The organism is Streptomyces sp. NBC_01012 (assembly GCF_045162755.1).
Lineage (GTDB): Bacteria > Actinomycetota > Actinomycetes > Streptomycetales > Streptomycetaceae > Streptomyces.
In genome coordinates, this window is sequence record NZ_CP108688.1 from 1363270 (window position 1) to 1383086 (window position 19817).

General features: G+C 71.4%; 17 protein-coding genes. 13 read left to right on the forward strand and 4 right to left on the reverse strand.

The features are described 5' to 3' along the window. Window positions 1-3: 3 nt before the first annotated feature. From OG623_RS05890 to OG623_RS05900, 3 genes are read right to left on the reverse strand one after another with little or no spacing between them, the layout of a single operon-like run. Window positions 4-771 carry a copper homeostasis protein CutC gene (locus OG623_RS05890; protein ID WP_406144899.1) on the reverse strand — a complete coding sequence of 256 codons (768 nt, stop codon included), beginning with the start codon at window positions 769-771 and terminating at the stop codon, window positions 4-6. After that, on the reverse strand, window positions 768-2288 hold the full coding sequence (locus tag OG623_RS05895) for a M81 family metallopeptidase (protein ID WP_406144901.1): 1521 nt from the start codon (window positions 2286-2288) through the stop codon (window positions 768-770). Before OG623_RS05895 ends, OG623_RS05890 begins: the two co-directional genes overlap by 4 nt. Before the next feature lie 39 nt (window positions 2289-2327). Next, the gene (locus OG623_RS05900; protein WP_406144903.1) at window positions 2328-3545 is read right to left on the reverse strand and encodes an ROK family protein; all 1218 of its coding nucleotides are present in this window, start codon (window positions 3543-3545) and stop codon (window positions 2328-2330) included. A 289-nt stretch (window positions 3546-3834) separates the two neighbouring features. On the opposite strand from OG623_RS05900, the gene OG623_RS05905 reads away from it, so the two are divergent. The 6 genes from OG623_RS05905 (at window position 3835) to OG623_RS05930 (ending at window position 11836) form a co-directional block, all read left to right on the forward strand. Then, window positions 3835-5652, forward strand: coding sequence for a peptide ABC transporter substrate-binding protein (locus OG623_RS05905; protein WP_406144905.1), 1818 nt, complete (start codon window positions 3835-3837; stop codon window positions 5650-5652). Between the two features lie 50 nt (window positions 5653-5702). Beyond that, window positions 5703-6662: an ABC transporter permease gene (locus OG623_RS05910; protein WP_406144907.1), complete on the forward strand. Its 960-nt coding sequence runs from the start codon at window positions 5703-5705 to the stop codon at window positions 6660-6662. Beyond that, window positions 6659-7561: an ABC transporter permease gene (locus OG623_RS05915; RefSeq protein ID WP_406144909.1), complete on the forward strand. Its 903-nt coding sequence runs from the start codon at window positions 6659-6661 to the stop codon at window positions 7559-7561. Before OG623_RS05910 ends, OG623_RS05915 begins: the two co-directional genes overlap by 4 nt. Beyond that, complete coding sequence (locus tag OG623_RS05920) at window positions 7558-9267, forward strand: dipeptide ABC transporter ATP-binding protein (protein WP_406144911.1); 1710 nt, start codon at window positions 7558-7560, stop codon at window positions 9265-9267. Before OG623_RS05915 ends, OG623_RS05920 begins: the two co-directional genes overlap by 4 nt. After that, on the forward strand, window positions 9264-10202 hold the full coding sequence (locus tag OG623_RS05925) for an ROK family protein (protein ID WP_406144913.1): 939 nt from the start codon (window positions 9264-9266) through the stop codon (window positions 10200-10202). The genes OG623_RS05920 and OG623_RS05925 overlap by 4 nt, the downstream gene beginning before the upstream one ends. Before the next feature lie 95 nt (window positions 10203-10297). Beyond that, entirely contained in the window at window positions 10298-11836 is a 1539-nt protein-coding gene (locus tag OG623_RS05930; RefSeq protein ID WP_406144915.1) for a 3-hydroxyacyl-CoA dehydrogenase, read from the forward strand. Here OG623_RS05930 and OG623_RS05935 read toward each other — a convergent pair. After that, window positions 11833-12972 carry a YihY/virulence factor BrkB family protein gene (locus tag OG623_RS05935; protein WP_406144917.1) on the reverse strand — a complete coding sequence of 380 codons (1140 nt, stop codon included), beginning with the start codon at window positions 12970-12972 and terminating at the stop codon, window positions 11833-11835. The two genes, OG623_RS05930 and OG623_RS05935, sit on opposite strands and share 4 nt — an antisense overlap. Before the next feature lie 17 nt (window positions 12973-12989). Between OG623_RS05935 and OG623_RS05940 the strand changes: the two genes are divergently transcribed. The 7 genes from OG623_RS05940 to OG623_RS05970 all read left to right on the forward strand — a co-directional run bounded on the left by OG623_RS05940 (window position 12990) and on the right by OG623_RS05970 (window position 19801). Further along, entirely contained in the window at window positions 12990-14627 is a 1638-nt protein-coding gene (locus OG623_RS05940) for an acyl-CoA dehydrogenase family protein (RefSeq protein WP_406144919.1), read from the forward strand. A 279-nt stretch (window positions 14628-14906) separates the two neighbouring features. Continuing rightward, window positions 14907-16199, forward strand: coding sequence for a GAF domain-containing protein (locus OG623_RS05945; RefSeq protein WP_406144921.1), 1293 nt, complete (start codon window positions 14907-14909; stop codon window positions 16197-16199). 66 nt (window positions 16200-16265) lie between these two features. Then, window positions 16266-16871: a GNAT family N-acetyltransferase gene (locus OG623_RS05950; protein ID WP_406144923.1), complete on the forward strand. Its 606-nt coding sequence runs from the start codon at window positions 16266-16268 to the stop codon at window positions 16869-16871. A gap of 144 nt (window positions 16872-17015) precedes the next feature. Beyond that, on the forward strand, window positions 17016-17099 hold the full coding sequence (locus OG623_RS05955) for a putative leader peptide (protein WP_349817346.1): 84 nt from the start codon (window positions 17016-17018) through the stop codon (window positions 17097-17099). Between the two features lie 115 nt (window positions 17100-17214). Then, window positions 17215-18912, forward strand: coding sequence for a nitrite/sulfite reductase (locus tag OG623_RS05960; protein ID WP_406144925.1), 1698 nt, complete (start codon window positions 17215-17217; stop codon window positions 18910-18912). Continuing rightward, window positions 18909-19088 carry a hypothetical protein gene (locus tag OG623_RS05965; RefSeq protein WP_406144927.1) on the forward strand — a complete coding sequence of 60 codons (180 nt, stop codon included), beginning with the start codon at window positions 18909-18911 and terminating at the stop codon, window positions 19086-19088. Before OG623_RS05960 ends, OG623_RS05965 begins: the two co-directional genes overlap by 4 nt. Further along, on the forward strand, window positions 19085-19801 hold the full coding sequence (locus OG623_RS05970) for a phosphoadenylyl-sulfate reductase (protein ID WP_406144929.1): 717 nt from the start codon (window positions 19085-19087) through the stop codon (window positions 19799-19801). The genes OG623_RS05965 and OG623_RS05970 overlap by 4 nt, the downstream gene beginning before the upstream one ends. Window positions 19802-19817: the final 16 nt, after the last annotated feature.

The window sequence follows — 19817 nt, forward strand, 5'->3', positions numbered from 1 at the left end:
CGATCAGGCCGCCGCTTCCAGCGCCCGTCGTGCCTCGGCCACCACCGCGGGATCGGTGACGAAGTGGGTGTCCTGCTCGGCCGACGCTCCCCGGTCGCCGAGCGGTACCCAGGTGCCGCCGCGCCGAAGCGGTGCCCTGGACTTGGCCGAGAGGTGCACGGCGGCGACTCCGGCCGCCGTCAGCGCCGGGATGTCGGCGGGGCGTACGCCGCCACCGGCCATCACCTCCACCTCGGGTGCGGCCGCGGCCATCGCGGCGATCGTCGCCAGCCCATCGGCCGCCGCGGGGGCGCCGCCCGAGGTGAGGACCCGGGTCAGGCCGAGCAGGGGCAGCAGGGCGGCGGTGGCCACCGGGTCGGCCGACCGGTCGACGGCCCGGTGCAGGGTGATGTCCACGGGGCGGCCCGTGGCCCGAGCCGCCCCGGCGATCCTGGCGAGCGCCTCGGTGTCCAGGACGCCTTCGTCGGTCAGCGCGCCGATCACCACGCCGGATGCGCCGGAGGCGATGACCGACCGCACCTCGGCGGCCATCAGCGCGATCTCCTGGGCGTCATGGACGAAGTCGCCCGGCCGGCATCTGACCAGTACGTGCACCGGCAGTCCCTCCCCCACGACCGCCTCCACCAGCGCGGCCGACGGGGTCAGACCGCCGAGCTCCAGACCGGTGCAGAGCTCCACCCGGTCGGCGCCGTTCTCCCGGGCGGTGCGGGCACCGGCCGGGGAGGTGACGGCAATCTCCAGGGCAGGACAGGGACGCGCACCCGGACTCACTCGTCGTCCCCGGTCAGCGGCCGGTCCGAGGCGGGGATGATGCGCGCCGACAGATCAGGGGCGGCCATCTCGCGGTCGAAGGGGAACATCGGGCGGCGGATGCGGTGGTGGCCCAGGCGCACCAGGTCCTGGTCCACACCGCCGGGGGTGAGCGCCATCTTCCAGCCGGTCGACATGTCGAAGAGCTCGGGCTCCAGATAGCCGATCTTCACGACGACGATGTCGGCGCCGCGCGGGTCGAGGTCCAGGTCGGTGAAGTCGTGCTCGTGGTGGTAGGGCTTGCGGAGCCCGGTGAGGATCGCGTACACGCTGCCGACCCGGATCACGACCTCGGTCCTGGCGTCGCGGTCACCGTGCCTGATGGCGTGCACCGTGCCGGTCAGGGTGACCGGGCCCGCGTGCCGGTCGTCCACCTCGGCGCCCGCGGTGACCGTGACGGTGGCACCGACACCGGCGGCGACGGCGGTCTCCACGGCGGCGGGGCCCGGCACCGATGCGTAGATGACGGTCGGGCCGTCGTCCTTCCGGAACTCGGGGCGGGCCAGCAGCCTGGTCAGGCCCCAGGTCATGTCGCCCGCGCCCCCGGCGGTCGGGTTGTCCCCGGTGTCGCTGATGAAGTACGGGCGCAGATCGGAGTCCAGGGCCTCGTCCAGGATGCCGTCGAAGGTGCCGGTGGGGGCGACGAAGGCGAAGTCGTCGCGGGCCTCCCAGAAGCCCCGGGCCAGGCGCTCGGCGCCGGCCGACACGGCAGCCGTGTCGGTGCCGGTGACCACCACCGCCGCACGGTTGCGGGGTTCGTCGGCCCAGGCGTAGCCGACCCAGATGGCGGCGTCGGTCACGCCGTCGACCGCCTCGACCTCGTCCACGGCCGCGTACACGCTCCTGGCCGGCTCGATCCGGGTGGAGGTCTGCTCGCCGGCCAGCAGCACCGGCACCGGCACCCATGCCTTGACCGGGCGGGGCGCTCCGGAGACCAGCAGGTCCACCAGGTTGCGGACGGCCCGCTCCTTGGTCTCCATGTGGTCCTCGTGCGGGGCCATCCGGTAACAGGTGATCAGGTCGCTGCCGTGGACGAGTGCGCGTGAGACGTTGCCGTGCAGGTCCATCGAGGTGGAGATGATCACGTCGGGTCCGACGGTGGCGCGGATGCGTTCCAGCAGAACCGCCTCGGCGTCGTCGACGCCCTCCACGGTCATCGCGCCGTGGATGTCGTACCAGAGGCCGTCCGGGCGGGGCAGGGCCGCGAGCCGCTCGATCAGCTCGTCGGTCAGCTCGGCCCAGGCGGCGGCGGTGACGGTGCCGCCCGGCAGCGACTTGCCGACCAGCGCGCCGTGCCAGTCGGCCGCCTCGCGCAGTTCCTCACCCGGGGCCAGGAAGGGGTAGCGGTCCAGCACCTCGGCGCCGCGCGAGGGGTGGAAGGCGGCGGCCCCGGTCCGTGCGGGAGAGAAGGTGGAGGACTCGATGCCGAGTCCGGCTATGACGACGACCGGCTGGGCGGTGGTACGGGATTGCGACATGGCTCCTCGTGGGTGTGGTGGGGCGATGGGGCTGGGGCGTCAGACCGGGCGGGGCGCGAGTGTGCCGGGCGGGCCTGAGCCCACCTCGTGCAGGGCGTGGGCCAGGGCGCGCTGGAGGGCGAACTGCCCTGCGCCGACCAGTCCCGCGTCGGCGCCGAGGCCGGCCCGCTCGATGGTGAGGTGCTCGGTGACCAGCGGGTGGCAGCTCTCGTAGAGCCGGCTGCGCACGGCGGCGACGAACGGTTCAAGGGTGGAGAGGATGCCGCCGAGGTAGACGGCCTCCGGATTGAAGAAGTTGACGTTGGCCGCGAGCACCTGGCCGAGGTGGTCGCCGGCCCTGCGGACGGTGCGGGTGGCCAGCGGGTCCGCGTCGATGGCCAGTTGGACCACGTCCTCCAGACTGTTCACATCGGCCCCGCCCTCGCACATGATGCGGACCAGGGCGGCGCCCGAGGCCACGGTCTCCAGGCAGCCGGTGTTTCCGCAGGAGCAGGGGATGTCGGCAGCGGCGTCGATGCGGATGTGGGTGATGTCCCCGGCGGCGCCGGTCGCGCCCCGGTAGAGACGCCCGTCGACGATCACACCGGCGCCGATCGCCGATCCGATCTTCACCATGATCGTCTGGCGGCGTCCGTCGAGCCGTACGGTGTGCTCACCCATGGCCATGCAGTTGGCGTCGTTGTCCACGGCCGCCGGGATGCCGAAGCGTTCCTCCAGCCAGGCGGTGACCGGGAAGCGGTTCCAGCCCGGCATCCGCGAGGGCAGCACGACCGAGCCCGACGCGATGTCCACAGGACCGGGCAGCGAGAGCCCGACCCCGCGCAGACCGCCGCGTCCGCGCTGTTCGGCGAGCGCCTCCAGGGTGTCGGCCAGCCGGGACAGGGCCGCCTCGGGACCGTCGGCGACCAGGAACGGGACGGTCGAGACGTCGGTCAGACCGCCGCCCGGCAGCACCACGCCGATCCGGGCGTGCCGGCCACCGAGGTCCGCGGCGACGGCGAACTCGTCGCGGCTGCCCAGTCTCAGGACCTTACGAGGGCGCCCGCCGGTGGAGGCCTTGGTGCCCTCCTCGGCGATCAGCCCACGCTCCACGAGCTGGCCCACCGCGAGAGAGACGGTGGACGCGGCGGCCCCGAGCTGTGCGGCGAGTTCGGCGCGTGACGACGCCTGACCCGACGCGATGAGTTCCAGGACCCGTACGGCGACGGCCGAGGTCCCCTTGGTGGCCTTGCGGTCCCACGCACTTATTCCAGTCATGTACAAAGTTACTTCCGCAACGGTGGGTGTGGCGAAGACAGTACGCCCGCGCTTCGCGTGGGGGAACAGCTCCATGAAGAAAGTACGCCGTCCGAAAACCCTGCTCGAATACCCACAAATCCACCCTTACCAGCGGACAGAACGGGGCGAGAAGACTTTCGTCGAATTCGTAGAAACTTACTTGTTACTAATTCTTGTTTGTTTCTTCGGCAACTCGGGCGTTAGCTGTCGTCAGCGCAGCGCCGGTCACCTGTGGACGCATGCGGGCCCCTTCACTCTGAGGAGAATCATGATCCTTGCTCACACGGCGAACAGCCGCCGCTGGGCCCTGGTCGCGGGCGCCGCCGCCACCGCGACCGCTCTGCTGTCGGGCTGTTCCGGCGGCGGCACCTCATCGTCCGCCTCCGCCTCGTCGGACACCATCAACTACGCCCTGCCGGCCAACTTCACGCCGAACTGGATCCTTCCGGTCGGCACCGCGGCCCATCTCAACACCAACAACGCCTCCATATCCCAGTCCGTGTGGGAGCCGCTGATCGCGTACGACGGCTCCGCGGGCAAGGTGGGCTGGAACAAGGACAACTCACTCGCCACCGCGGCGGACTTCTCGAAGGACAGCAAGAGCGTCGCGATCACGCTCGGCGACCGGCACTGGAGCGACGGCGAGCAGATCACGTCCCGCGACGTGGAGTTCTGGTTCAACCTGGTCAAGGCGAACAAGGCGGACTGGGCCAGCTACAGCCCCGGCAAGGCGCCGGACAACTGGACCTCGCTGAAGATCGCCGACGACACGCACTTCACCATCACCTTCGACCGGGCCTACAACCAGCAGTGGATGCTCGCCAACGAGTTGAGCATGATCCGCACGATGCCGCAGCACGTCTGGGACAAGACCAGCGACTCGGGCACCGTGTCGGACCTCGACCACACCCCCGCGGGCGCCAAGAAGGTCTGGACGTATCTGAACGAGGCCGCCAAGAAGATCTCCGGCTATGCGACCGACCCGCTCTGGAAGACGGTCAGCGGCCCGTACACCATCAAGTCGTTCTCCACGGCCGGCAAGGTCCAGCTGGTGGCCAACCCCAAGTACGACGGCGGGGGCAAGGCCAACATCAAGACCGTGAACCTGCTGCCGTTCACCACCACGGAGGCCGAGGAGAACGCGCTGCGGGCGGGCACCGTCGACTACGGCTACATCAACGCCACCAACCTCAGCCAGGAGGCGTCCTTCACCGCGAAGGGCTACAGCGTGAAGCCGTGGTCGGGCTGGGCCGTCACGTACATGCCGTACAACTTCAACAACCCCGCCATGGGCGCGGTGTTCAAGCAGCTCTACGCCCGCCAGGCGATCCAGATGTCGGTGGACCAGACCACCCTCTCCAAGGTCGTCTTCAACGGCACGGCGGTCTCCACCTACGGCCCGGTCCCGCAGGGCCAGACCTCGTCCTTCGTCTCCCCGGAGCAGAAGAACAACCCGTACCCCTTCTCCACCGCCAAGGCGAAGAAGCTGCTGACCGACCACGGCTGGACCGAGCAGAGCGGCACCATGATGTGCACCGACCCGGGCACCGGTGACCACCAGTGCGGCGCCGGTGTGGACAAGGGCACGAAGTTCAGGATGCAGGTGCTCTCGCAGTCCGGCTCGACCGTGACCGACAACATGATGAGCGCCCTTCAGTCGTCGTTCGCCAAGACCGGCATCGACTTCGGCATCAAGACCGCCCCGGTCAACTCGGTCCTCTCGCAGTCCGGGCAGTGCAAGGCGGACGACGCCGACTGCACGTGGCAGCTCTCCTTCTTCGGCTCCGCCGGCAGCTGGTACTTCCCGGCCTACCCGAGCGGTGACGCGCTCTTCGCCACCGGCGGCGGCTCCAACTTCGGCAACTACTCCAACTCCGCCGTGGACGAGCTGATCAACGAGACCACCACCTCCTCCTCCGACGCGGCGATGCAGAAGTACAGCGCGGCCCTGGCGAAGGACCTCCCGGTCATCTGGCTGCCCGAGCCGGACTACCAGGTCTCCGTGGTCAAGAAGGGCCTGGGCGGCTTCGCCCAGGACTCGCTCGCCAACTTCCACCCCGCCATGTGGAAGTGGACGTCCGAGTGAGCCCGGCCGGTGACCATGCCTGCCACTGAGCCGAAGCGACCGGAAAGCACATGAGTACCTCCTCGTACCTGATCAGGCGGGCCCTCCAGGCCGTCGTGGTGATCGTCATCGTGACGGTCGTGGTCTTCGGTCTGCTGCACGCCCTGCCCGGGGGTCCCGCTCGCGGGATCCTCGGCCCGCAGGCCACGGCGCAGCAGATCGCGTCCTTCAACCACGAGCAGGGCCTCGACAAGCCACTGCCCGTGCAGTACTTCTACTACCTCAACCAGCTGCTCCACGGCGACCTGGGCGTCTCGTACACCCTCAACGAGCCGGTGTCCCAGCTCATCACCGAGCGGCTCGCCAAGACCCTGCTGCTCACCGCCCTGTCGGCGATCGTCGGCCTCGTGCTGGCCATCCCGCTGGGCATGTGGCAGGCCGTCCGGCGCAACAAGCCGGTGGACTACGTCATCACCACGCTGAGCTTCATCGCCTACTCCACGCCCGTGTACTTCCTCGGACTGATCCTGGTGCTGGTGTTCAGCCAGGCGATGCCGTGGTTCCCGTCGCAGGCCCCGCAGGGGGACACGCTCGCGCAGGTGTTCTCCGAACCGCAGGCGCTGGTGCTGCCGGTCGTCGCCGGCGCCGCGTCGATGATCGCGGTGTTCAGCCGCTACATGCGGGCGGCCACCCTGGAGAACCTCTCCGAGGACTACGTCAGGACGGCGCGGGCCGGCGGCTCCCGCTCCCGCGCCATCCTGTGGCGCCATGTGTTCCGCAACTCGCTGACGCCGGTCGTCGCCATGCTCGGCTACTACGTGCCGGTGCTGTTCGGCGGCGCCCTGGTCGTCGAGCAGCTCTTCAACTACCCCGGTATGGGGCTGCTCTTCTGGACCGCCGCACAGTCCTCCGACTACCCGGTCCTCCTGGGCTGCGTGCTGGTCATCGCGGTCGCCACCGTCGTCGGCACGCTCCTCGCCGACATCGTCCAGCGCATCATCGATCCCCGAGTGAAGGCAGGCCGGGCATGAGCGCCGTCATCCAGCCGGGCAAGGTGCCCGGCACGGCCACCACCGCCGCCGCCACGGCGTCCGGCTCCCGGCTCGCCCTGCGGCGCTTCCTGCGCAACCGGCTCGCCGTGGTCGGGCTCGGTGTCGTGGTCCTCATCTTCCTGTTCTGCTTCATCGGTCCGCTGGTGTACTCCACCGACCAGACCCACACGATGCTCCAGCAGGTCAACCTCGCCCCCAGCGGCTCGCACTGGCTCGGCACCGACGCCGTCGGCCACGACGAGCTGGGCCGGCTCATGTACGGCGGCAAGGTCTCGCTGATCGTCGGGCTCGCCGCGGGCACCCTGGCCACCGTGATCGGCACCTTGTGGGGCGCTGTCGCGGGGTACGCGGGCGGCTGGATCGACGCGGTCATGATGCGGATCGTGGACGCGGGCATCGCCATCCCGGCGCTCTTCATCCTGCTGGTGGTCTCGGCCATCACCACCCCGGGCCTCACCGGGCTGATCGTCATCCTGGGCTTCGTCTCCTGGCTGGTGCCGTCCCGGCTGATCAGGGCGGAGACGCTGAGCCTGAAGAACCGCGACTACGTCCTGACGCTGCGGGCGATCGGCGGTACGCACGCCCGGGCGATCACCCGGCACATCCTGCCGAACTCGGTCTCGACCATCATCGTCGCGGCCACCTTCCAGATCGCCGACGCCATCCTGCTGGTCGCCTACGTCTCCTATCTGGGCCTGGGCGTCCAGCCGCCGGCCACCGACTGGGGCGGCATGCTCTCGGCCGGTCTGACCGCCGCCTACTCCGGCTACTGGTGGCTCATCATCCCGCCCGGCCTGGCCATCATCGTGGTGGTGTGGGCGTTCAACGCGATCGGGGACGGACTCCGCGACGCATTCGACGTGAGGGGACGCGGATGACCGCCACCCAGGGCCCCGCCGCCCCGCAGGCCGGGCCGATTCTCGAACTCGACGACCTCGGCGTCGTCTTCACCACCGAGACCGGGGAGGTACCGGCGGTCCGTGGTGTCTCCCTGCACGTCGGGCCCGGCGAGACGCTCGCCCTGGTCGGCGAGTCGGGCTCCGGCAAGTCGACGATCGCGCTGGCCGCGATGGGCCTGCTGTCCGACAACGCCCGCGCCACCGGCAGCGCCACCATCGTCGGCACCCAGGTGGTCGGCGCCCAGGAGCCGGGTCTGGCGGCGCTGCGCGGCCGGACCGCGTCCATGGTGTTCCAGGAGCCGGCCACCGCGCTCGACCCGCTGACCCGGATCGGCAGGCAGATCTCCGAGGTGATCCGCAACCACCGCGAGGTGACCGCCAAGGAGGCCGCGGCCGAGGCCGTCGCGCTCCTGCGCAAGGTGGGCATACCCGAGCCGGAGAAGCGGGCCCGCGCCTATCCGTTCCAGCTCTCCGGCGGGCAGCGCCAGCGTGTGGTCATCGCCATGGCCATCGCCAACGACCCCGTCCTGCTGATCGCCGACGAGCCGACCACCGCGCTCGACGTCACCGTGCAGGCCGAGATCCTCGACCTGCTGCGCGGGCTCGCCGCCGAGACGGGCACCGGCGTCCTGCTGGTCACCCACAACATGGGGGTCGTCGCCGACTTCGCCGACCGGGTCGCCGTGATGTACCGCGGCGAGATCGTGGAGACCGGACCGGTCGAAGACGTGCTCCTGCGCCCCTCCCACGCCTACACCCGGCGCCTGCTGGCCGCGGTCCCGCGTCTTTCGGTGGCCGAGGCGGACACGCAGGCACCCACGGCCTCCGCCGGGCGCGAGGACACCGAACCCGTGGTCGCGCTGGACGACATATCCGTGGTGTTCGGCCGCGGGAAGAACGCCGTACGGGCGCTGGACGGGGTCTCCCTCACCGTCCACGCGGGCGAGACCCTGGGCCTGGTGGGTGAGTCGGGCTCCGGCAAGTCCACCGCGTCCCGGGTCGCGCTCGGCCTGATCCCGCCGAGCTCCGGCACCGTCTCGCTGTTCGGCGCCGACCTGCGGCGCACCGGATCCCGGGCACGCCGGGCGCTGCGCGCCGGCATCGGCGTGGTCCTCCAGGACCCGGTGGCCTCCCTGGACGCCCGGATGACGGTCGGCGAGTGCGTCGCCGAGCCGCTCAGGGTGCACCGCCGTGGCCTCTCCGCCAAGGACCGCAGGGACAAGGTCGCCGCCATCCTCGACCGGGTCAGGCTGCCGGGCGACCTCGCGGGGCGCGCACCCCGCGAGCTGTCGGGCGGTCAGCGCCAGCGGGTCAGCCTGGCCCGCGCCCTGGTCCTGGAACCCCGGCTGCTGGTCGCCGACGAGCCCACCAGCGCGCTCGACGTGAGCGTGCAGGAGGCGGTGCTCGAAGTGATCTCCGAGCTCCAGGACGAGCTGGGTTTCGCCTGTCTCTTCGTCTCCCACGACCTCGCCGTCGTCCAGCACTTCGCGCAGCGCGTGGTGGTGCTGCGGGGCGGCCGGATCCAGGAGCAGGGCCCCACCGGAGCAACCCTCCTGCACCCGGAGACCGACTACACCCGCAGGCTGCTGGCCGCCGTGCCGGTGCCCGACCCGGTGATCCAGCGCGGCCGCAGGGCCGAACGTCTGGCCGCCCTCACCGCAGGCCTGACGGAGGCCAAGGAATGAACGCGTACGACCGCACGCTCTTCGCCGGAGTGGACATCGGCGGCACCACCACCCAGGTGGTGGTGTGTGCCGGCGACCTGACCGTGCTCGACCGCGCGGAGGTGCCGACCCCGGCGGCCGACGGCGGCCGGGCGATGCTCGAAGCGGCCCTGGGCGCACTGACTCCCCTGCTGGAGCGCACTCCGGGACGGCTCACCGGCTGCGGGGTCGGCGCCGCCGGCGTCGTCGACTCCGCCACCGGCCACATCCTGGTGGCCAGCGACTCCTTCACCGACTGGGCCGGCTTCGCGGTGACGGACTTCGTCGAGGACGCCCTGGGCGTCCCGGCGTTCCTGGACAACGACGTCAACGCCTTCCTCCTCGGGGAGGTCTCGGGCGGCGCCGTGCGCGACGAGCCGGACGTACTCGGGATCACCCTGGGGACCGGGGTCGGCGGCGCGCTCTGGAGCGGTGGCGCCCTGTTCACAGGACCGCACGGCGCGGCCGGCGAGATCGGGCACATCCCCGGCTTCGGTGACCTGCTGTGCTCGTGCGGCGGACGGGGCCATCTGGAGACCCTGGCCTCGGGCCGCTCCATCGCCGCCCGTTACGCGGACCGCACAGGCCGGCTGCTGACCGCCCGCGAGGTCGCCGGAGCGGCGCGCGACCACCGGGACCCGGACGCCCTCGCGGTGTACGAGGCGGCCGGTGCCGGTATCGCCCGGGCGATCGTGATGACGGCGGGCGTCGTGGACATCACGACCGTGGTGATCGGCGGCGGCGTCAGCCGGGCCTGGCCGCTGCTCGGCCCACTGATCCTCGCCGCGCTGGCCGCGGACCCGCCGGTCAGCGGCCACCCGGTCACGCTGGTGAGGGCCGCCCTGGGCTCCGACGCCGTACCGGTCGGGGCCGCCGCACGGGCGCGGCGCGAACTCACGGCCGAGTTGGCGGTCTGACGGACCCTGGGGCGTGGGCGGTGCGTGGGGCGGGCGTGGAGAATGGGAGCGTCGGAACACCCTCCTGATCCGAACTCCGAGAGGACGTCACCGCCATGCGTATCAGAATCGTCGGCGCCGGAGCCATGGGCCGCGGCATCGCCCAGTGGGCCGTGGCCGGCGGGCACACCGTCGAGCTCTGCGATGTCAGGGCCGAGGCGGTGACGGCGGCCGTGGACTTCGTACGGTCCATGCTGGGGCGCGCGGTGGACAAGGGGCGGATGTCCGCGGGCGACCGGGACGCGGCCCTGGAGCGGCTGGTGCCGCTGGCCGACCCCTGGGCGCCAGGCCCCGGGGTCGGCCTCGTCGTCGAGGCCGTACGGGAGGATCTGGACACCAAGGCCGAGGTGTTCGGGAAGCTGGAGCAGGTCCTGCCGGACTCCGCGGTCTTCGCGACCAACACCTCGTCCCTCTCGGTGACCCGGATCGCCTCCTCGCTGCGCGACCCGGGGCGCCTGGCGGGGCTGCACTTCTTCAACCCCGTACCGCTGATGAGGATCGTCGAGGTGGTGCCCGGCGCCGCGACCCGCCCCGGGATCCCGCCGGCGCTCACGGAGCTCGTCGAGAGCTGCGGCCATCACGCGGTCACCGTCGCCGACACCCCCGGCTTCCTGGTCAACCACGCGGGCCGGGGTCTGGTGACCGAGGCCCTGGCACTGCTGGAGGAGTCCGTCGCGGATCCGGCCGTGATCGACCGGATCGCCCGGGACGTCCTGGGGCTGCGCATGGGCCCGTTCGAGTTGATGGACCTCACCGGGCTCGATGTCACGGCTGCCGTGATCGACTCGATCTGGGAGGGCTTCCGCCACGAGGACCGGCTCCGGCCCTCGTATCTCACCCCGAACCGGGTCACCGCGGGCCTGCACGGCCGCAAGACCGGACAGGGCTGGTTCGCGTACGGCCCCGAGGCTCCCGCCCGTGCCCCCGAACCGCCGGTGACGGGCGACGCCGACCGGCCGGTGTTCATCGCGGGCGGCGCGTACGCGCAGGGCGCGGCCGCGCTGCGGGCCGCGCTGGCCGCCGCCGGGGCCACGGTCGAGACCGGTCCCGCGCCCACCGAGGGCGCCCTGGTCCTGGCCCCCGTGTGGGGCACCACCGTGGCGGCGGCGGTGGCCTCGGTCGGGCTGCCCGCCGACCGCACCTTCGGTGTCGATCCGCTGGCCCCGGCGGGCCGCCGCCGGGTGCTCGCGGTGACGCCCGCGTCCGACCCGGCGGCCGCGCGGGACGCCCGCGCGGTCCTGGCACGTGCGGCGGCCGGCGAGGAGGCCTGGGCCGTGTCGGTGGTAAGGGACACCGCCGGTTCGGTGGCGCAGCGGCTGCTCGCCTCGGTGGTCTCGGTCGCCGCCTCGATCGCCGAGCGCTCACTGGCCACCCCGGCGGACATCGACCTCGCCGTGACCACCGGCCTCGGCTACCCGACGGGGCCCCTGGCCTGGGGCGACCGGATCGGCGCCACGCGGATGCTGGAGCTCCAGCGGTCCCTGCACGCCACGACGGGCGACGACCGGTACCGGCCGACCCGGTGGCTCACCGAACGCGCTCACCTGGGCCTGCCGCTCACGGCACCCGGCACCTCGCCCCAGGAGTGCGTCTAGGGCGTGTCCTTGTCCCGGTTGCCGTGCAGCCGGGACTTCACGTCGTCCGGGGGCAGGAAGCGGGACCAGCGCTCGGGGAACTCGGAGGGCATGGAGACGTCCTCCTCGTCCTCCTCGTCGTCATCGGCGTACGCGTCCCAGTTCGCCGCCTGGGTACGGGCCACGAGCTCCGCGGCCTGCGCCGCTCGGGCGCGCTCGGTGGTGGCGCGGGCGGCGGCGGTGGCGAGCGAGGGCCAGACCCGGTCGATCGCGGCGTTCACGGCGGCGCCGACGAGCACGGCGAAGGCCGAGACCCCTATCCAGAGCAGGACGGCGATGGGCGCGGCCAACGAGCCGTAGATCGTGGGCCCTTCGATCGTGCTGGTGAGGTAGATCCGCAGCAGGAAGCTGCCGAGCACCCACATCCCGAGCGCCACGAGCGCGCCGGGCACATCCTCGATCCAGGGCGAACGGACGGGCACGGACACGTGGTAGAGCGTCGTCAGGAAGGCGATGGTCAGCAGTATCACCAGCGGCCAGTACATGACGGCGAGCACCTCGGTGCCCCACGGGACGAACTCCACCACCCGGTCGGGGCCGACCACGAGCAGCGGCAGCACGACGGCACCCAGCAGCAGCGCGACCACGTAGAGACCGAAGGCGAGCAGCCGCGTCCTGACGATGCCGCGGTGGCCGTCGAGCCCGTACATCACGGTGATGGTCTCGACGAAGACGTTCACCGCGCGTGATCCCGACCAGAGCGCGATCGCGAAGCCGAGGGAGATGACGTCGGGGCGCGCGCCCGTGGTCACGTCGGCTATGAGCGGTTTGGCGATGTCGTCGACGCCCCGCTCGGACAGCACGGTCTGCGCCGCGTTCAGGATGTTGCGCTCGATGGAGGCGACCGTGGCGGTGGACGTCCAGTCGTCGACGTAGCCGAGCAGCCCGATCAGGCCGAGCAGCAGCGGCGGCAGGGACAGCAGGGTGAAGAAGGCGGCCTCGGCCGCGAGGCCGAGGATCCGGTACTCCATGCACGAGTTGACCGTGTCCTTGAGCAGTTGCCACGCCATCTGTCGCTTCGAGACGTTGCGGTAGAGGACGCGAGCCCGGTGGAGCCGACCCGGTGGCCGCTCGGGTGTTTCATTTGCTGCCTGCACGTCCTTACCGTAGCGGCATGGCACCTAGCACCCACACAGTGACCAACCAGGTTCCGCCGCTGGTCGGCTATGACGTCTACGCCGGAGACCGGGCGCTGACCGAGGCCGTCGAGCGGCATCTCGCGCCCGGAACCGTCGAGGAGGCCCGGCAGGAGCTCAGCCGTCTCGGCAGGTCCGCCGGCTCCTTCCAGGCCCAGGAGTGGGGGGCGCAGGCGAACGAGAATCCGCCGAAGCTGCGCACGCACGACCGCTACGGGAACCGTATCGACGAGGTGGAGTTCCACCCGGCCTGGCACCGGCTGCTGGGGCACGCGGTGAGCGCCGGGCTGACGGACGCCTGGGGCAGGCCCGGCGGTCATGTGCGGCGCGCGGCGGGGTTCCTGGTCTGGACGCAGGCCGAGGCGGGCCACGGCTGCCCGCTGTCGATGACGCACGCGGCGGTCCCCGCGCTGCGGACCGATCCGGCGCAGGCCGCGGAGTGGGAACCGCTGCTGACCTCGCACGTGTACGAGCAGGGGCTGCGGCCGGCGTCGCAGAAGGCCGGTGTGCTCCTCGGGATGGGCATGACCGAGAAGCAGGGCGGCACCGACGTACGGTCCAACACCACCAGGGCCGATCCGCTGGCGGCCGACGGGGAGTATCTGCTCACCGGCCACAAGTGGTTCTGTTCGGCGCCGATGTCCGACGGCTTCCTGGTGCTGGCACAGGCGCCGGGCGGGCTGAGCTGTTTCCTGCTGCCACGGGTCCTGCCGGACGGCACCCGCAACCCCTTCGCGATCCAGCGGCTCAAGGACAAGCTGGGCAACCGGTCCAACGCGTCGAGCGAGGTCGAGTTCGACGGGACGTGGGCCCGCCGGGTCGGCGAGGAGGGGCGTGGGGTGCGCACCATCATCGAGATGGTGGCGGCGACCCGTCTTGACTGCGTGCTCGGTTCGGCGGCGCTGATGCGTCAGGCGGTGGCGCAGGCGATCCACCACAGCGCCTACCGCAGCGCGTTCGGCGGGCTGCTGATCGAGAAGCCGCTGATGCGCAACGTGCTGGCCGACCTGGCCCTGGAGTCGGAGGCGGCGACCACGCTCGCGCTGCGGCTGGCCGCCGCGTACGACACGGACACCGAGGAGGAGCGTGCCCTCCTGCGGATCGCGGTGCCGACGGCGAAGTACTGGGTGACGAAGCGGTGCGGGGCGGTGGTCGGGGAGGCGCTGGAATGCCTCGGCGGCAACGGTTATGTGGAGGAGTCGGGGATGCCCAGGCTGCTCCGCGAGGCCCCGCTCAACTCGATCTGGGAGGGCTCGGGCAACGTACAGGCCCTCGATGTGCTGCGGGCCCTTCAGCGTGAGCCGCAGGCGCTCAACGCCTTCCTTCAGGAGGTCGGAAAGGCACGCGGCGCCGACCACCGGCTCGACGCGGCGATCAAGGACCTGCTGACGGAGCTGGCGGACCTGGACGCCGTCGAGGCGCGGGCCAGGCGGCTGGTGGAGCGGATGGCGCTGGTGCTGCAGGGCTCGCTGCTGCTGCGCTGGGCGCCGCCCGAGGTCGCGGACGCGTTCTGCGCCTCACGGCTCGGCGGGGACTGGGGTTCGGCGTTCGGGACGCTGCCGCACAGCCTGGACCTGGCGACGGTCGTGGAGCGGGCGCGGGCCCAGGAGGGCTGAGGGCCCCCGGGGCGACTGCCCGGCCCAAACGACGGAGGGTGGTGCTGCGCCGACACGGCACCACCCTCCACGCTTGTGCAGCACCGCACGGCGGGCCGATGACTCTCCGCATGGTGCACACCCACTGTCGTACGGTCTGCGGCTTGCCAACAGAGTTGCAAAGGGTTGCAACCATTGCGTGGAGTGCGAGCCAAGGGGCTCCCCGCACGGCAGGATGTGTCCCTCGGGCCGGGTTTCGCTCTTCCGGGCCAGGCCCACGCCTTGTTGGGGGGACCCGTCTTGGAAACACAGCCTGTCGCACCGCCGCGGCCTTCGATCCCTTCACGCTCGTCCGCGGCAGAGCGTCTGGTCCACCGTGCGCGGGAGGCCCGGCTCGCGGGCGAGCGTACGGCGGCCGGCCCGCGCGCGGAGATCGACGCGTCCTGGGACCGTGTGCTGCGCAGCGGGGTCGACCCCGAGCAGTCGCCGGAGAGCAGACTGCTGCAGATCGACGAGATCGAGCACCGGCGCAGGAGCACGGCGCTCGGCGAGGTCATGCCACGGCTGCGGGAGGGTCTTGCCACGATCGCGGACGCGGCCCACCAGATCATGGTCGTCACCGACACCGAGGGCCGGGTCCTGTGGCGCCAGGGTCACGCGGCGGTGATGCGCAGGGCCAAGGACATCTGTCTCGAGGAGGGTGCCGCCTGGGCGGAGTCGGCGACGGGGACGAACGCCATCGGCACGGCGCTCGCCGCGCGCACCCCCATCCAGGTCCACTCCGCCGAGCACTTCATCCGCGCCCTGCACGGCTGGACCTGTGCGGCTGCCCCGGTGCGTGACCCCAGGGACGGCCGGCTGATGGGCATCGTCGACATCAGCGGCCCCGCCTCCACCTTCCACCCGGCGACGCTCGCGCTGGTCGGCTCGGTGGCGGCGCTGGCGGAGAGCGAGCTGCGCAGCCGGCATCTGGTGGCGATCGAGCGGCTGCGCTCGGTGGCCGCCCCGCTCCTGTGCAGGCTGGGCGGCCGTGCGCTGGTGGTGGACTCCCACGGCTGGCTGGCCGCCGTCAGCGGGATGCCGCCGGTGGACCGGCTGCCGCTGCCCAAGTCGCTGGAGCCGGGTCCCGTGTGGCTGTCCTCGCTCGGGATGTGCCGGGTGGAGCCGCTGCCGGGCGGCTGGCTCGTGCAGGTGTCGGAGGGCACCCAGGACCACTCACCGCGCCGGGTGGTGCTCGACCTGAGCCGGGAGCGGGGGCTCACGGTGCATGTGGCGGGCCCGGTGGGCAGCTGGACGCGCCGTCTCTCGCCCCGCCACGCGGAGCTGCTGTACGCCCTGGCCCTGCACGGGGAGGGGCGCACCGCCGCGGAGCTGGCCGAGGACGTCTTCGGTGACGCGTCGAGGACGGTGACGGTGCGGGCCGAGATATCGCGGATGCGCCGCCATCTCGCGGAGGTGCTCGAACACCGGCCGTACCGCTTCCGTGAGGGCGTCGAGGTGGATGTGGTGCATCCGGACGAGCCGGCCGATCTGCTGCCCCGTTCGACGGCTCCGGTGGTGCTCAGGGCGCGTGTGCCGATCGGGAGGATCTGAGACGGGGCGGTTTGGGTGGGCGGCACCGGCCGTGGTTTTCTGGCGGCCATGACCGCCATGAACTCCATGAATGACGCAGCGCGTGTCTCCGCGCCCACGGCCCCCGCCATGGCCGATGTCACCGTCTGGTCCCTCGAACAGACGGCGCCGGGCGATCTGAACCCGGCCGCCGTCCCCGGGGACGGGGTGACGGTGGCCCGCTCGCGGACACCGCTGCCGGAGTTCAGCCGGTTCCTCTACACGGCGGTGGGCGGGGACGTCCGCTGGACCGACCGTCTCGGCCTCACCCACGCACAGTGGCGGGAGATCCTGGAGCGTCCCGGGGCCGAGACCTGGGTGGCGTACGAGAACGGGACCCCGGCGGGGTTCATCGAGCTGGACGCCCAGGAGGACGGGGTGGTCGAGATCGCCTACTTCGGCCTGATCCCCGCCTTCCGGGGCCGCCGGATCGGCGGCCATCTGCTGGCGTACGGCGTGGCGCGCGCCTGGGACCTCGCGGAGCGCCATCCCGGGCGTACCCCCACCACGAGGGTGTGGGTGCACACCTGCTCCAACGACGGTCCGCACGCCATGGACAACTACCTGCGCCGGGGCTTCCGGCTGTTCGAGACGAAGACCGAGCAGGAGCCGGACGTCGCGAGCCCGGGCCCCTGGCCCGGCGCGTACGCCTGACGGGCGCCCCGGATATCGCTTTGTCGACGGATTGTCGGCGGGCCGGGCGTGACCGACACCACAACGTCTCATATACCGGGACCATCTCGTCCACATAATGGATCGTGGTGGACTGGCCCGAGATCCGCGTGACACGCTTCCGTCATGTCCGGAACTGGAATTGCCTTGGTGAGTCGGCGGCACGTCGACCTCGGCCGCATGTCCAGCGCCATCTGTCCGGTCCGCTGAGAGTTACCAGCACCGCGCCCCCCTGAAGTCCGCTCCATCCCCCTGCGCACCGCCGCGCCTCACGCGAGTGTGCAGTTCAGAGCCGCCCTCCTGCAGTCCCGAAGGACGTATCGCCATGGCCGCCATCCCTGAGAAGCCTGCTGCCGCCACGCCCCGCCGCAAGGCCGGACGTCACCGTGGTGAAGGTCAGTGGGCCATGGGTCACTTCACCCCGCTGAACGGCAACGAGCAGTTCAAGAAGGACGACGACAGTCTCAATGTGCGGACGCGCATCGAGACGATCTACGCCAAGCGCGGATTCGACTCCATCGACCCGAACGACCTGCGCGGGCGCATGCGCTGGTGGGGCCTCTACACCCAGCGCCGCCCCGGCATCGATGGCGGCAAGACCGCGGTGCTGGAGCCGGAGGAGCTGGACGACCGCTACTTCATGCTGCGCGTGCGCATCGACGGCGGGAAGCTGACGACCGCCCAGCTGCGCGTCATCGGCGAGGTCTCCGAGGAGTACGCACGCGGCACCGCCGACATCACCGACCGGCAGAACGTCCAGCTGCACTGGATCCGCATCGAGGACGTCCCGGCGATCTGGGAGAAGCTCGAAGCGGTCGGGCTATCGACCACGGAAGCCTGCGGTGACTGCCCCCGCGTGATCATCGGTTCGCCGGTGGCGGGCATCGCCGCCGACGAGATCATCGACGGCACACCGGCGGTCGACGAGATCCACGAGCGGTACATCGGCAGCAAGGAGTTCTCCAACCTGCCCCGTAAGTTCAAGACCGCCATCTCGGGCTCGCCGGTCCAGGACGTGGTGCACGAGATCAACGACATCGCGTTCGTGGGCGTCGACCACCCCGAGCACGGCCCCGGCTTCGACCTCTGGGTCGGCGGCGGGCTCTCCACCAACCCGCGCTTCGCCGAACGCCTCGGCGCCTGGGTGCCGTTGGACGAGGTCCCCGATGTCTGGGCCGGTGTCGTCGGTATCTTCCGCGACTACGGCTACCGCCGGCTGCGCACCCGTGCCCGTCTGAAGTTCCTGATGGCCGACTGGGGCCCGGAGAAGTTCCGCCGGATCCTTCAGGACGAGTACCTCAAGCGCCCGCTGCTCGACGGACCGCCGCCCGCGCGGCCCTCCTCCCGCTGGCGTGACCACATCGGGGTGCACGCGCAGCAGGACGGCCGCTTCTACGTGGGCTTCGCCCCGCGCGTCGGCCGGGTGGACGGCTCCACCCTCGCCAAGATCGCGGAGCTCGCCGAGGCGCACGGCTCCGGCCGGGTGCGCACCACCGTCGAGCAGAAGATGCTCATCCTGGATGTGGAGCAGGACCGGATCGAGTCCCTGTCCGCCGGCCTGGAGGCCCTGGACTTCCAGGTCAAGCCCTCCCCCTTCCGGCGCGGCACGATGGCCTGCACCGGCATCGAGTTCTGCAAGCTGGCGATCGTCGAGACGAAGGCGCGCGGCGCCGCGCTCATCGACGAACTGGAGCGCCGCATGCCGGAGTTCGAGGAGCCGCTCTCCATCAACATCAACGGCTGCCCCAACGCCTGCGCCCGCATCCAGACGGCGGACATCGGCCTCAAGGGCCAGCTGATGCTGGACGAGAACGGCGAGCAGGTCGAGGGATACCAGGTGCACCTCGGCGGTGCGCTCGGCCTGGACGCCGGCTTCGGCCGCAAGGTCCGCGGGCTGAAGGTCACATCGGCCGAACTCCCGGACTACGTCGAGCGGGTGCTCGGCAGGTTCCAGGAGGAACGCGAGGACGACGAGCGCTTCGCGACCTGGGCGGCCAGGGCCAGTGCGGAGTCGCTGTCATGAGCGAGCGAGCGGCGCCGTTCTACTGCCCGTACTGTGGCGACGAGGATCTGCGTCCGCACGAGACCGGGCACGGCGCCTGGGAATGTGCTTCCTGCAACCGAGCGTTCCAGCTGAGGTTCCTGGGTCTTCTGACTCAGGGTCTCCAGCGCAACGACGCCGAAGGGCAAGGGACATGACGGACACTCTGCAAGCGGCCGAGCTCACCGACGAGGCCCTGAAGGACCTGGCCGAGCAGGCCGGGCGCGATCTGGAGGACGCCTCGGCGAGCGACATCCTGAGGTGGGCGGCCGACACCTTCGGCAGCCGCTTCTGCGTCACCTCCTCCATGGAGGACGCGGTCGTCGCACACCTCGCCTCCCGGGTCTTCCCCGGTGTGGACGTCGTCTTCCTCGACACCGGCTACCACTTCGAGGAGACCATCGGCACCCGGGACGCGGTGGACGCCGTGATGGACGTCAACCTCATCACGCTGACCCCGCGTCAGTCGGTCGCCGAACAGGACGCCGAGTACGGGCCGAAGCTGCACGACCGCGACCCCGACCTGTGCTGCGCGCTGCGCAAGGTCGCGCCCCTGGAGGAGGGGCTGACGGCGTACTCCGCCTGGGCGACCGGGCTGCGCCGCGACGAGTCCCCCACCCGGGCGAACACCCCGGTGGTGGGCTGGGACGAGAAGCGCCGCAAGGTCAAGGTCTCGCCGATCGCCCGCTGGACCCAGGACGACGTGGACGCCTACGTCGCCGAACAGGGCGTACTGACCAACCCGCTGCTGATGGACGGCTACGCCTCCGTCGGCTGCGCGCCCTGCACCCGCCGGGTGCTGGAGGGCGAGGACGCACGGGCCGGCCGCTGGGCCGGACGGGGCAAGACCGAATGCGGGCTGCACGGCTGATGACGAACGAGCAGGA